Annotated in this window: 13 protein-coding genes; 10 read left to right on the top strand and 3 right to left on the bottom strand. The window is 32.8% G+C overall.

The window, feature by feature from the left end; translation table 11 throughout:
• Window positions 1–126: 126 nt before the first annotated feature.
• The 4 genes from EPK97_RS15275 (at window position 127) to gatB (ending at window position 5,821) form a co-directional block, all read left to right on the top strand.
• Complete coding sequence (locus EPK97_RS15275) at window positions 127–2,460, top strand: sensor histidine kinase (RefSeq protein ID WP_162037487.1); 2,334 nt, start codon at window positions 127–129, stop codon at window positions 2,458–2,460.
• A 122-nt stretch (window positions 2,461–2,582) separates the two neighbouring features.
• Complete coding sequence (gene gatC / locus EPK97_RS15280) at window positions 2,583–2,870, top strand: Asp-tRNA(Asn)/Glu-tRNA(Gln) amidotransferase subunit GatC (RefSeq protein ID WP_162037488.1); 288 nt, start codon at window positions 2,583–2,585, stop codon at window positions 2,868–2,870.
• A gap of 41 nt (window positions 2,871–2,911) precedes the next feature.
• Window positions 2,912–4,369: an Asp-tRNA(Asn)/Glu-tRNA(Gln) amidotransferase subunit GatA gene (gene gatA / locus EPK97_RS15285; RefSeq protein ID WP_162037489.1), complete on the top strand. Its 1,458-nt coding sequence runs from the start codon at window positions 2,912–2,914 to the stop codon at window positions 4,367–4,369.
• Between the two features lie 15 nt (window positions 4,370–4,384).
• On the top strand, window positions 4,385–5,821 hold the full coding sequence (gene gatB / locus EPK97_RS15290) for an Asp-tRNA(Asn)/Glu-tRNA(Gln) amidotransferase subunit GatB (RefSeq protein ID WP_162037490.1): 1,437 nt from the start codon (window positions 4,385–4,387) through the stop codon (window positions 5,819–5,821).
• A gap of 215 nt (window positions 5,822–6,036) precedes the next feature.
• On the opposite strand, the gene EPK97_RS15295 is transcribed toward gatB, so the two are convergent.
• Window positions 6,037–6,345: an alpha-helical endospore appendage domain-containing protein gene (locus tag EPK97_RS15295; RefSeq protein WP_162037491.1), complete on the bottom strand. Its 309-nt coding sequence runs from the start codon at window positions 6,343–6,345 to the stop codon at window positions 6,037–6,039.
• A 417-nt stretch (window positions 6,346–6,762) separates the two neighbouring features.
• Here EPK97_RS15295 and EPK97_RS15300 point away from each other — a divergent pair, with 417 nt between their 5' ends.
• The 6 genes from EPK97_RS15300 to EPK97_RS15325 all read left to right on the top strand — a co-directional run bounded on the left by EPK97_RS15300 (window position 6,763) and on the right by EPK97_RS15325 (window position 11,947).
• Window positions 6,763–7,359 (top strand): RNA polymerase sigma factor, encoded by a 597-nt coding sequence (locus tag EPK97_RS15300; protein WP_162037492.1) that lies wholly within the window; start codon window positions 6,763–6,765, stop codon window positions 7,357–7,359.
• A complete protein-coding gene (locus EPK97_RS15305) occupies window positions 7,319–7,690 on the top strand; it encodes a hypothetical protein (protein ID WP_162037493.1) in 372 nt (123 codons plus the stop codon). The genes EPK97_RS15300 and EPK97_RS15305 overlap by 41 nt, the downstream gene beginning before the upstream one ends.
• Window positions 7,691–7,708: 18 nt before the next feature.
• The gene (locus tag EPK97_RS15310) at window positions 7,709–8,305 is read left to right on the top strand and encodes a TM2 domain-containing protein (RefSeq protein ID WP_162037494.1); all 597 of its coding nucleotides are present in this window, start codon (window positions 7,709–7,711) and stop codon (window positions 8,303–8,305) included.
• Between the two features lie 21 nt (window positions 8,306–8,326).
• Window positions 8,327–9,568 carry a DUF4097 family beta strand repeat-containing protein gene (locus EPK97_RS15315; RefSeq protein ID WP_162037495.1) on the top strand — a complete coding sequence of 414 codons (1,242 nt, stop codon included), beginning with the start codon at window positions 8,327–8,329 and terminating at the stop codon, window positions 9,566–9,568.
• An 86-nt stretch (window positions 9,569–9,654) separates the two neighbouring features.
• Window positions 9,655–10,080, top strand: a complete 426-nt coding sequence (locus EPK97_RS15320) for a Fur family transcriptional regulator (protein WP_162037496.1) — start codon at window positions 9,655–9,657, stop codon at window positions 10,078–10,080.
• A gap of 115 nt (window positions 10,081–10,195) precedes the next feature.
• Window positions 10,196–11,947 (top strand): glycosyl hydrolase family 18 protein, encoded by a 1,752-nt coding sequence (locus EPK97_RS15325; protein ID WP_162037497.1) that lies wholly within the window; start codon window positions 10,196–10,198, stop codon window positions 11,945–11,947.
• Window positions 11,948–12,072: 125 nt separating this feature from the next.
• Here the strand turns inward: EPK97_RS15325 and EPK97_RS15330 are convergent, their stop codons facing one another.
• A complete protein-coding gene (locus EPK97_RS15330; RefSeq protein ID WP_162037498.1) occupies window positions 12,073–12,417 on the bottom strand; it encodes a DUF2614 family zinc ribbon-containing protein in 345 nt (114 codons plus the stop codon).
• Window positions 12,418–12,548: 131 nt separating this feature from the next.
• On the bottom strand, window positions 12,549–13,067 hold the full coding sequence (locus EPK97_RS15335) for a gamma carbonic anhydrase (protein ID WP_162037499.1): 519 nt from the start codon (window positions 13,065–13,067) through the stop codon (window positions 12,549–12,551).
• Window positions 13,068–13,572: the final 505 nt, after the last annotated feature.

A 13,572-nucleotide genomic window follows, 5' to 3' on the forward strand; every position in this document is an offset into this window, starting at 1 on the left:
TGCACCCGCTTGTTAATATACAATCTCTTTTTTGTTTGGTAAAATGCAGGTGTAATAGTTTCCAAACTTTAGAATTAAAAGGTTTTTTTAACTTAATTAAAATCATTGGTATAAGGGGATATTTTTATGAAAAATGTTTTAAAAGGAAGTTTATTATTCATTTTATTCATCTCTTTATTGTGGTGCTTAATTATAACTTTTCGATATCCTTTTATTGGTATAGAAGTAGAACAAAATGAGCAACATCATTGGCTTGTAAAAACAATTTATGATACTGGTGCAAGTGCTAAGTTTGATCTTCAAGTAGGGGATCGAATTTTAAAAGTGAATGATCAAGCTCCAGATCATTTTCCAACTATAATAAAATCTAATTCAATAGAACAAGCTCATGAGATCACCGTATTAATTGATGGTTTAGTACAAGAGATTATTTTAGATAAAAATACGATTGTTGTAGATGATGTCACTGCGCTTTTAGCTGGGTTAATTTGTTTGTCTTTGGCTATTTTGATATATTTAAAGGCTAGCATATCACAATCAGCTCGCATGTTAGCCTATTTTTTTCTTTCCGCAGCCATTATCTGGTTTAGTTTAGGAGCTTCTATCAGAGCAGACATGATTGGAGGCTATTTAATCACAACCTTTATGATGGTTTTACAAGTAGTATTTTTTCATTTTTTGTTCGTGTTTTTTAAAGAAAAAGGAAACATAACTCTTTCGAGCAAACTGTTAGATTATTTGTATGCGATTATCATTGTAGTAGCCTTGATTAGACTTCTAGGATTTATCCCTTCCTTATCTTATATCGCCGTACCTTTTAATGGTATATTCACATTAATATTTTTTACCATTGCTTTTTTGATTAATATCTCGTTTCTATCGTATGTTTATTTGAAATATTGTAAGGATAAAACGACGCATTTTACATCAATCATTAAAAGTGTGTGGGTTTGTTTGATCGTATCTTTTTCCCCTTTTATCCTACTATCCATAGTCCCTGAATTATTAACTGGTAGAGTTATTATTGACTTCATTTATTCAAGCTTGTTTTTACTCTTGCTCCCAATATTTTTTGCATATTTGATTGCATCCAATCAAATATTCGATATCGGTTTAGTTTTGCGTCGGTTTTTATTTTCAATTTTATTAGGTCTCTTACCAAGTGGTTTCTTTACAGGGTTTTATGCCCTAATATTTTATGATGAAATAGCTGTGAAACCCATATTATTTTTATTTTTATCATCCTTAGTTTTAGTTTCTTGGATTTTATACGCAACAGAGTACTATACGACAAAAATGGAAAAGTTTATTTTCCCTAAAAAATATTATTTACAGTCTATGTTAAAGAAGGTTTCCCAAAGACTAGGTTCTATTTCAAGTTTTCGAGAATTGAAAGATATGATATTAGTTGATATAACTGGAACATTAGAAGTTTTTGGTGGTGCTATTCTATTTAAATATAAAGATGAAAAGATTGAAATGGTTTATGAAGGAGAAATAAATATTAACGAAATTGAAAAGTTGTTGCATTCACCTGCACTTTTTGAGCATTCTTCATATACATGTTTAGAAATAAACCATCATGAAGAATATACAAGTTATTTAATTCTGACAAGGAAGAAAAACAATACATTGCTAGGTAAAGAAGAAATTCAGTGGTTAAAATTGATTACCACTTATCTAGCTGTTAGTTTGGAGAATATTCATTTAATACGTAAATTAACGCAAAAATTAGAGAAATTCGCCTTTAACCTTCCAACAAACCAGGAGGCTAAAGAAATTCAATGGTTCCGTAAAATTATGTTTGAGTTACAAGAGGAAGAAAGGGTACGGATTGCTTCCGACCTTCACGATACAACCATGCAGGATTTATTTTTTCTGAAAAGAAGATTTGTTTCTATAGCTGAGAAATATGTGATGAGTTTAGAGGATCAGAAACAGTTGGATAGTATGATTGAATTTATAGAGATGATCAATGTGAATCTACGTCAAAGCTGTTTTGAATTAAGTCCTTACTTATTAAAAGATATTGGTCTTATTAAAACAATACAAACGATGCTGGACAAGGAAGAATACAATTGTGAATTTGAGTTATTCTTTTTCGCGGAGTCTAATTCGATTGAAGAGTCAACAGATTTACAAACCAAAACACATATTTTTAGAATCATTCAGGAGCTATTAAACAATGCAAAAAAACATTCTAAGGCTTCCATAGTAACCTTTAGTTTAAGTGTTATAGATCATTTTATAAACTTGAAGTATGAGGATGACGGAGTTGGAATAGAAAGTCATTTTAAAACTGGAAAGGACTTGGAGTATGGGGAATCAAATGGTATAGGTATGGAACAAATGAAGGGGCGGGTGATGTTACTTAGAGGAACATTGGAAATAGATACTTCAGCTGATTATGGAGTGACAATAAATATTCATATACCAATGAAAGAGGTTATTATGAACTAGAAAAATAACCCTCCCACACACAGGATTGAGTTAAAAAAACAAGTAAGCTATAATGATGTAATGACTTAAAGTATTTTATACTACTACTAAGGATGTAGTGGTTTAGGGATAGGGGGATTAATATGAGCATATCCATCAAAGATGTGGATCACGTGGCTAAATTAGCTCGTCTTGAATTAAATGATGAAGAAAAGGATCAATTTACAAAACAATTAAATGCCATATTACAGTATGCAGAAAAACTGAATGAATTAGATACGGAGAACATTCAACCTACAACACATGTATTGGAACTTACGAATGTGATGCGTGAGGATGTGACACGTGAATCTTTACCACTCAAAAAAGTATTTCACAATGCTCCTGAAGAAGAAAATGGTCAAATTAAAGTGCCTGCAGTACTCGAATAAAACATATAAACAAAAGGTTCATTTTGGAAGGAGGCTTTACTGTGTCTTTATTTCATAATCGGTTAAAAGACATACATAATCAACTAGTTAATAAACAATTAAAAGTATCAGAATTAGTGAATGAATCGTTTGATCGAATTCAAAAGGTAGATTCAAAGGTGAAAGCTTTTTTAACATTAGATGAAGAGAATGCAAGAACATCTGCTGCAAAATTGGACGAGCTTTTAGAACATAGGAGCGAAAGAGGTTTATTATTTGGTTTACCTGCGGGTATTAAAGATAATATTGTTACAGAAGGGTTAAGAACGACTTGTGCTAGTCAATTTTTATCAAATTTTGATCCTATCTACGATGCTACAGTAATGAAAAAGTTAAAAGCAGCTCAATCCGTTACGATTGGAAAAATAAATATGGATGAATTTGCTATGGGGGGCTCCAACGAAAATTCAAGCTTCCATCCTACTCATAATCCATGGAATACGGAGTATGTACCAGGAGGCTCTAGCGGTGGATCGGCAGCAGCGGTTGCAGCGGACGAGGTTTATTTTGCACTAGGATCAGATACAGGGGGTTCCATTAGACAGCCAGCAGCTTATTGCGGGGTAGTTGGTTTAAAACCAACTTACGGTTTAGTTTCCCGTTTTGGACTTGTTGCTTTTGCTTCTTCATTAGATCAAATTGGTCCAATTACTAAAAATGTAGAGGATAATGCATACGTTTTACAAACAATAGCTGGATACGACGTTATGGATTCGACTTCAGCCAATGTGGATATTCCTGATTATCTTAGTGCGTTGACAGGGGACATCAAAGGTTTAAAAATTGGCGTACCTAAGGAGTATTTGGGTGAAGGTATCGATCCAAAAGTAAAGGAATCAATTATTAAAGCTTTAAATGTTCTTGAAGGTTTAGGTGCCGAATGGGAAGAAGTTTCACTTCCACATACAGAATATGCAGTAGCAACCTATTATTTACTTGCATCTTCTGAAGCTTCTTCAAATCTGGCAAGATTTGATGGTGTACGTTATGGTGAGAGAACAGAGAATCCAGACAATTTATTAGATGTATATTTGAAATCACGCAGTGAAGGATTTGGTCAAGAAGTAAAACGTAGAATCATGCTTGGGACTTATTCATTAAGTTCTGGATATTATGATGCTTATTATTTAAAAGCTCAAAAAGTTCGTACATTAATTAAACAAGATTTTGATAAAGTATTTGAAAAATTTGATGTTGTCATTGGTCCTACTGCCCCAACGACAGCATTTAAATTAGGATCACAAATCGATGATCCATTAACGATGTATTTAAATGATATTTGTACAATACCAGTTAGTTTGGCGGGTGTTCCTGCAATCAGTGTACCATGTGGTTTTGCAGATGGTTTACCTGTTGGATTACAAATTATTGGGAAAGCTTTTGATGAATCTACCGTATTGCGGGTTGCACATGCATACGAGCAGAGTACAGAATTTCATCAAAAGCGACCACAGCTTTAGGAAGGAGGAAATGAAATGTCTGAACCAAAATTCGAAACCGTAGTTGGATTAGAGGTCCACGTAGAATTGCATACAAATTCCAAGATCTTTTGCGGATGTTCCACTGAATTTGGAGCTCCTCCAAACTCACATACATGCCCAATTTGTTTAGGTTACCCCGGGGTATTGCCAGTTTTAAATAAAAAAGCAGTTGAGTTTGCAATGAAAGCAGCGATGGCTCTAAATTGTGAAATTGCAACAGAAAGTAAATTTGATCGAAAAAATTATTTTTATCCTGATTCCCCAAAAGCGTATCAAATTTCTCAGTTTGATAAGCCGATTGGTGAAAATGGTTGGATTGATATTGAAATAGATGGGCAAACCAAAAGAATTGGAATCACTAGACTTCATTTGGAAGAGGATGCAGGTAAATTAACACATGTTGATGGTGGTTACGCATCATTGGTAGATTTTAATCGTGTAGGTACTCCACTTGTTGAAATTGTATCAGAACCAGACCTTCGTTCTCCTGAAGAAGCTAGACTTTATTTAGAAAAATTAAAAGCGATTATTCAATATTGTGATGTATCTGATGTGAAAATGGAGCAGGGCTCCTTACGTTGTGATGCGAATATAAGTCTTCGTCCTTTTGGACAAGAAGAATTTGGTACTAGAGCGGAATTGAAAAATATGAATTCATTTAGTGGTGTCAAAAAAGGATTAGAATACGAGGAATGGCGTCAAGCAGATGTGATCACCAGTGGCGAAGCGGTAGTACAAGAAACGAGACGTTGGGATGAGTCTAAGGGTAAAACCTTCTCGATGCGTGGAAAAGAAGAATCTCATGATTATCGATATTTTCCAGATCCTGATCTCGTGCAGATGTACATTGATGATGAATGGAAAGAACGTGTAAGAGCTTCAATTCCTGAATTGCCCGATTCACGTAAAAAAAGATATACTGAGCAATTTGATTTACCGAGTTATGATGCAGAGGTCATGACTTCTTCAAAACATTTAGCTGACTTCTTTGAAGAAAGTATACAGTATACAAGGGATGCAAAATCAGTATCAAATTGGATGATGGGTGATTTGTTAGGGTATTTAAATGCTAATAATTTAGAATTACCTGACGTAAAAGTGACTGGTAAAGGATTAGGGGAAATGATCGGTTTAATTGAAAAAGGAACGATTAGCTCCAAAATAGCCAAACAAGTATTCAAAGATATGATTGAATCTGGCAAAGCGCCTCAAACGATTGTTGAGGAAAAAGGTTTAGTACAGATCAGTGATGAAGGAGCAATTAAATCCATCATTGAGCAAATCATTGAAAAAAATCCTCAATCTGTTTCTGATTACAAAGCAGGGAAACAAAAGGCGATTGGTTTCCTAGTAGGACAAGTCATGAAAGAAACCAAGGGGAAAGCGAACCCTGGATTAGTGAACAAACTTATTAAAGAAAGTCTAGATTAATCCCACAAAGTAAAGTACAGAAAAGCAAAAAACCGCTAGTTCCTAATGAAAGGAGAAGCGGTTTTTTGTTTTGGAGTGGAATTGAAATTTTTGACAAGTGACAATTGAAAACTTAACAGTACAAAACTTAAACAACATAATATATTAAATACCAAGTGATAAATCTTATGTTGTTTATATAATGTATGAAACTCATAAACAAAGTGTGAAAAAACTTACTCTACGTCTAAACCTTCAATTAATTCCTTAACGTCATCAAGTTTAAAGTCAAGTAGAATTTGCTTTTGAATGACTCGTTTTAAGGTATCTGCAACATTGGTATTTACATAAATTAAGTTTGTAATATCAGAGTGGTCACTTTGTTTAAAATTGTCAACAACAGCTTGGATTTTTTCACCCTCGGCATTAATGATATGAGATAGACCTATTTCCTCCATAGCGATAGAAGTTAATAACAAATCAATCGCTTTTTCACGATCTATAGTGATTTTGGGATCAAAATTTGGAACTTTAGGTAAAGTCAATTTTATTCCTCCTTCATTTAGCGATAATTTATGGTATGTAGTAATTTAGGCATTGTGCCTGTATTTAAATTGTGAATTCAGTCTAAAATGATAAGATGAAAATCCCGAAACATGCGGCATTAAAAGAAATGTGATGGTAGCACTAGCGATTAACCCTTGCATGATTCCTTTGTTTTTATTCGAAAAATAAGCAATGGCAGGTAGCATATAAAATAGTTGTGAAATACCTAATAAATAAACGATCTATAAGTACTATTTTTCACTAGTACCTATTCGGGTTATTGAAAATATTTTTATTTTTTTAAAATTTTGAAGTGGAGCCGAAAAAAAATACGTCTAAGTATATAATTAAGGAAAAAGAGAAACTGTATTTTAAAAATTCATCAGTTAAATGAAATGGAATAAGGTGGTGAGGCGATGGATCAACTAACAGATGAACAGCTTGTAAAACAAATTCAAAGGGGTAAAAATGAAGCTTATCGTTTGTTGGTGGAAAGGCATAAAAATTATATTTTTACGCTTATATTTCAAATGATTGGACATCGTGAAACCGCTGAAGATTTATCTCAAGAAGTGTTTATTAAGTTATTTAGAACACTTTCTTCTTTCCAAGGAAGTTCAAAATTTAAAACTTGGTTATATCGTTTAACTGTGAACCTTGTAATAGATCATCGCAGGTCTCAAAAAAGAAAGTCAGTTGTTGCTTGGCTGGATGAAACTAAGGATAAATTATTAACAGATTCTAATGAAGAACCAGAAACAAAAACGATAATCAAAGAAAAACAGGAAATGGTACATCAACTTATTAACGAGCTACCCGATAAATACCGCATTATTATTTATTTACATCATTTGAAGGAGTTTTCTTGTTCTGAGATAGCTGAAATTATGCAACTCCCAATAAAAACAGTAGAAACTCGATTGTATAGAGGTAAAAAAAGATTAAGGCAAAAGTGGATGGAGGTGGATAGTCATGTTCAGGAAAACTCAAAAGTCCAATCAAGAACAGTTTGAAGATTTAGAGCAACAATTGAATTCATTACCCATATTTGAAACATCTCCAAGTTTCATAGATGATGTTATGCTTCATACGAAAGAGATGGGTTCAAAAAAGAAAGTAAATATCCACAAACAATTTAAACAAAGAAATGAAGCCATTCATATTATTATCGCAAGTGCGGCGACTTACTTTTTTATTTCCGAGGGAATATTTTCTACATTTATACAGATGAATCCTGAACAATTTAGTATGGAAGTACATGATACAGTAAATGGTGCCATCACATATGGTTCTGAATTTTTTAATATGATTTCTACAAAAATTTCACAGATAGTCAATCAATAAATTTAAGGAGGGTTAAGTATGGAAAAACATGAATTACCTGGGGATACTCAGCCACAACAGGAAAAGATGGACGATTTTATCGAGCAAAGAATACATCAGCATAAACAACAAATGAATTCAGACTCTATTCCTTTCCAAACTACGAAATATAAAAATAAATTTGTAACGGGGTTATTAGCATTTTTATTACCAGGGATGGGGCATTTTTATTTAGGTTTAATGCAAAGAGGGGTTATGTTTATGCTGCTTTTAGCCATAGACATCGTATTCATTGTTTCACTAGGTATGAATTTTGAGGATTCAAATGTTCCTTTGATTGTGTTACTATCTTTTGTTATTCCAGTTATATATTTTTATAATATATTTGATGCTTTGCAAACAGCAGATATGATTAATTCACAAGGTGCTTCAAAGGATACAAATGTGAATGTAAGAGACGGAAAGACATTTGGTTATATGTTAATAGCAGCTGGTACACTACTTTTTATTATCAGCAATAAACCATCTTGGTTGAGTATTGTGTTTGATTTTTTCGGTTCCTATTTAGGTGGTATTGCTTTAATTCTGGCAGGAGGACTATTGCTTTTTAGTGAATTGAAGAAAAAAAATCAATAATGAGGTGGAGAGTGAATTTTTATGATAAAGGTGGGTAGATATACAGCAGCCTTGTTGTTAGTACTTGTTGGGGCAGCATTGCTCATGGATCAAACAAGAGATACGACATATGTGGAAGAGATAATACAATGGTGGCCATTTATTATCATTTCTTTTGGAATAGAATACTTATTATTTCAATTGAAAAATAATAATGATAGAGATGTCAAAATAGATATAAAGTCTGTTATATTAAGTTTAATTATTGTGTTGGCCCTTTCTGGATTAACTTCAGGTTTTCCTGTATCTGTATTAAATCAATTGGAATGGGTTAATTATCGTTCTGCTACTGAAAATGATATGAAATTTGAAAAAGAAGCTGAAATGATATCTTTTTCCGAAAATACAAATAAATTATATATTGAAAATTTAAATGGAAAGATTGATATAAAACCTACTGATCAACAAGATTTCAAATTTGAAACAACGATATACGTCTCTAAAATGGATCAAGAAAATGCAAAAAAGATAGTAAATGAGTCCAAACTTGAGTGGAGTGAAGGGAATACTTTACAAGTATTTGCAAAGGGAAAAGAGTATTATAAATTTGGACTGAAATATAAACCTAAAATTAACTTAGTTATACATGTACCAGAATCAAGAGCAATTGATATTCAATTAAAAATGAAAAATGGTTCTTCTATAGTTACTGATGTTTCAGTACTTAATTATTTAGAAGTGGATACAACAAATGGAGACATTCATATTACTAACATAGATGGCAAGGTAATCGCTAATACTACAAATGGGAATATTGAGGTTTATTCCATAGGTGGTAATACAGTGCTTGATACAACAAATGGAAATGTTTTTGCTAAGGATATTGTTGGAAACTTCAGTGCTGATACTACAAATGGTAAAATAGAGGGAGAAATGATTGATGGAAAGGTTGAGGCTGATACAACAAATGGATCAATAACATTGGTTGAAGTATACGATGAAGTGACAGCGGATACAACAAATGGCGGAATTAAAGTGAAGTCTCAAGTTGTTGATGGAAGCTGGTATTTAGATACTACAAATCAAAGTATAGAGGTCATATTACCTGAAAATGAAGATTTTACTTTTAGAGCGGAGTCGAATGCAGGAGGGTTTTCTAGTGATTTTCCTTTTTATATCGATAAGAAGCTTATGGGAGGAATAGTTGGCACTGGTGAACATAAAATAGCTGCATATACTTCCAATGGTTCAGTTATTGTGAAAAAGTGGGATCTAGAGCTTTAAAATATCTCAAACGTTGACAAAAAGTTAACATCAAACGTATTATAGATATAATAACTTATGATCAAATAGAAAGGCGGTAAGGGATTATGACGTCCCAATTAGAACATGCCTTAAAGCAATTAAAAACTAGTGGTGTTCGTATGACACCGCAAAGACATGCGATCCTTACGTTTATGTTGAATACAGATACACATCCAAGTGTAGATGAGATTTTCAAAGCGCTTGGTGGACAGTTTCCTAATATGAGTGTTGCAACTATATATAATAATTTAAAAGTATTTTTAGATGCTGGTTTAGTACGTGAATTGACGTTTGGTGATGGTGCTAGCAGGTTTGATGCTAATGTAGATGAACATTATCATGCGATTTGTGATGATTGTGGTAAAATTGTTGATTTTCACTCTCCTCCTCTTTATCAAATTGAGGAAATTGCATCTGAAAAAACAGGATTTATTGTTAAACATCATAGAATGGAAGTGCATGGTACTTGTCAACAATGTAGTGAAGCATAATTTGTCATTTATTTTAACAGTAAAATCATTTAATATAAGACGTGTTGGTTCTTCTTTTTTTCAACAAAGAGGTACCTTACGTCTTTTTATTTTTCAGACATAGGATGTGGATGGATTGAATCAGTTTAAAATTTCAACTAAAAAGAAAAAACGTAACATACTATTTAGAATGATCTTATTTAGTTTATTATTGTCTGTTATTATATTTTTTTCATATGTGTTCTATCAAAGCTGGTTATCAGGACAACCTTCTTCTGATAGAGTTATGGAAGATTTTAATGGTTTAGCCCAACCTATTTTCTATCAGAATGAATTACAGCCTCATTCTGCTTTAGGCAATGATAAAGGATTAAAAGTTCCGCTGGATTTCGTCAAAGAACACATTGATCCAAACATTAGGTTTGAAGAAGATACTGGGTCAGTGATCATTACAACAGACAAACAAGTCATTCATTTCAAAACAGATCAGTTGAGTGCAATGATAAATGAAAATCCGTATACATTGCAATTTCCAATTGAGATTATTGACGATACGATCTATTTTCCAATCTATCATCTATTGGAGTTTTATAATTTAAAAGTAGTAGAGTCAGAGGAGACAAATGCAGTATTAATATGGAATGCGGGGGATTCGATTCAATGGGGGAATGTTGTTAGCCAAGATCAGGCAGAGGTAAGTATCCCTTTACGAACAGAACCTACTATAAAAGCATCTATTTTATATGATATTTCCATAAATGATAAGGTTATGGTTTTAGAAGAAAAACCAAATGGTTGGTATTTTGTGCAGCTGGAAAGTGGTTATAGAGGTTATTTGGAAGAACAATATATCTTACTAGATGTGCTTGAGATTATACCTGATCAAATAAAAGAAAAATCAACTTTAGTTTGGAACCCATTAGGAGAAAAAATTAATTTAACCTGGGAAGCCGTTTATAATAAAAAAACGGATACTTCTGTTATCGGTAATATGCCAGGTTTGAATGTAATAAGCCCAACATGGTTCCATCTTTTGGATGAGTCAGGGAACATTGAAAATAAAGCGGATACTGAATATGTAAATTGGGCACATTCACAAGGTTATCAAGTATGGGCTTTGTTCAGTAATAATTTTGATCCAGATTGGACAAGTGCCGCTTTATCCAATTATGAAACCCGTATGAATATGATCAAACAGCTTGTAAGTTATGCTGAATTATATGATTTACAAGGGATTAATATCGATTTTGAAAATGTATATTTAAAAGACAAAGAAAATCTTACTCAATTTGTGCGTGAACTTACACCTATTTTACATGAACAAAATCTTGTTGTTTCTATTGATGTGACCATTCGAGGTGGAAGTGAAATGTGGTCGTTATTTTATGACAGGAAAGCCTTGGGTGAAGTTGTAGACTATATGATGGTTATGACATATGATGAACATTGGGCTTCAAGTCCAGTTGCTGGATCGGTTGCATCCTTGCCATGGGTTGAAAAAGGTATCGTAGACATTATAAACGAGGATCGGGTACCTGCTGAGAAACTACTTTTAGGTGTACCTTTTTATACTCGTTTATGGACGGAAGAAGTGGTAGATGGTAATACATCTGTTTCATCAAAAACATTGTTTATGGAAACAGCACTTCAGATGATTGAGGATAAAAACTTAGATGTACAGTATAAAGAAGATGTAGGGCAAAATTATGTTGAATATAAAGAAGGAAATGCGACATATAAGATTTGGTTAGAAGATGTTGTTTCCATAAAAGCACGTTCTGAAATTGTGAAAAAGTATAATTTAGCAGGCATAGCTTCATGGAGAAGAGGTTTTGAAACACCAGATATTTGGGATGCTATCGACAAAACACTTAACAAAAGACCATAAGTATTGAAGAAACTTATAAAGTGAACCTTTGAGAATCAACTAAAAAGGCTGCCCAATTTTCTCAGTAGAGAGTTGGACAGCCTTATTTTATATTTTATTCATTACATTACATTAGACTACATTTATTATTGTTCTTGATCTTTTTCTGCTTTGTTTTTATCAAATGTAAGAATGGTTCTGCAATGCATACAACGATCCGTTTTACCAATATGGCGAGTTGCTTTTCCACACTCTGGACATTCCAATGTAATTGAACTTGTAGAAAGTGTTCCAGCCCAGAAGTATACAGCTACACTACCCAGCAAACTAATTGTACCTATAATCATAAAAGGAATTGAAATGATATATTTACCTAAGTTACCCCATAATAACATACCACCAGTACCAATAATCATGATCCCCATACCGCCTAAAGTCAATAAAAGCCCCCATAAACGTAATTCGTTAATTTTACTTGATTTTAGAAACATTTTTTAATCCTCTTCTCATCATTAATAAAAGTTCACCTGTAATTTATTTTCCAAAACAATATTATCTCTATTCAATATTATATTAGAGCAGTACAATTGAAACAAGCGAAAATAATGTTACAACTTTAATACTAATCAGAAGGGGTTATGGATTTATAATATTTCCCTTTAGTAACGTATCCTTCTTGAATTCTTTTCATATCTTTTATATCACTTTGTGTTAATTCTCGAACTACTTTTGCAGGTCTACCATAAGCTAAACAGTTTGGGGGGATTTTTTTCCCTTGTGAAACAAGACTTCCCGCCCCTATAAATGCTCCTTCTCCTATTTCTGCGCCGTCTAAAATGATGGATCCCATCCCAATTAATGCTTTGTTTCTAATCTTACAGCTATGAAGTATAACTTGATGCCCAACCGTAACGTCATCCTCAATAATAAGTGGATAAGCTGGACTTTGATGTAAAGTACAATTGTCTTGTATATTACTCCTTTTACCAATGATTGTTGGAGAAACATCACCTCTAATTACTGTGTTAAACCATATACTGCTTTCCTCACCGATAGTTACATCTCCAGTAACCGTTACGTAATCAGCTAGATATACACTTTTATCGATCGAAGGTTTCTTTCCGTTGTATTCATAAATCATATTAGTACCTCATTGTTAATATTTTTAATTCATAAATTCCTTACAAATGGTTAAGTCTAATATACAGATTCATAATAATAAGATCAAGAAAAGTGCAGTCATTCAATGGTTCGAGTTATTATCTGAACATTCTAAAAAAACTTACTTTATTGCAATGTTATTTTTTTTCCTAAATATTATTGACAGGCTGTATGATTCTGTGATAAATTTAATTTCGCTGCTTCGGAAGGCAAATAAACATGAGAAGTAGCAAGTAAGAGTTTAATAGATTCGAAGAGTGATTTGGACATCATTTTTCAAAAAAATTATTGACAAGAATTGATCGAAAATGTTATGATAATCTAGTCGCTGTCAAAACAGAACGACGGCACTTAAGAGAAAGAATTGCACCTTGAAAACTGAATAACGAGTGAACTTAAGGAGACCTGAAAGATTTTCAGGAATCCAAACAAATAGCTCAAAAGTTTTAAACTTTTGGGAACCCGGATATAACATGTAACAAAGA

The organism is Chengkuizengella sediminis, from assembly GCF_010078385.1.
Classification (GTDB): Bacteria; Bacillota; Bacilli; order Paenibacillales; family KCTC-33759; genus Chengkuizengella; species Chengkuizengella sediminis.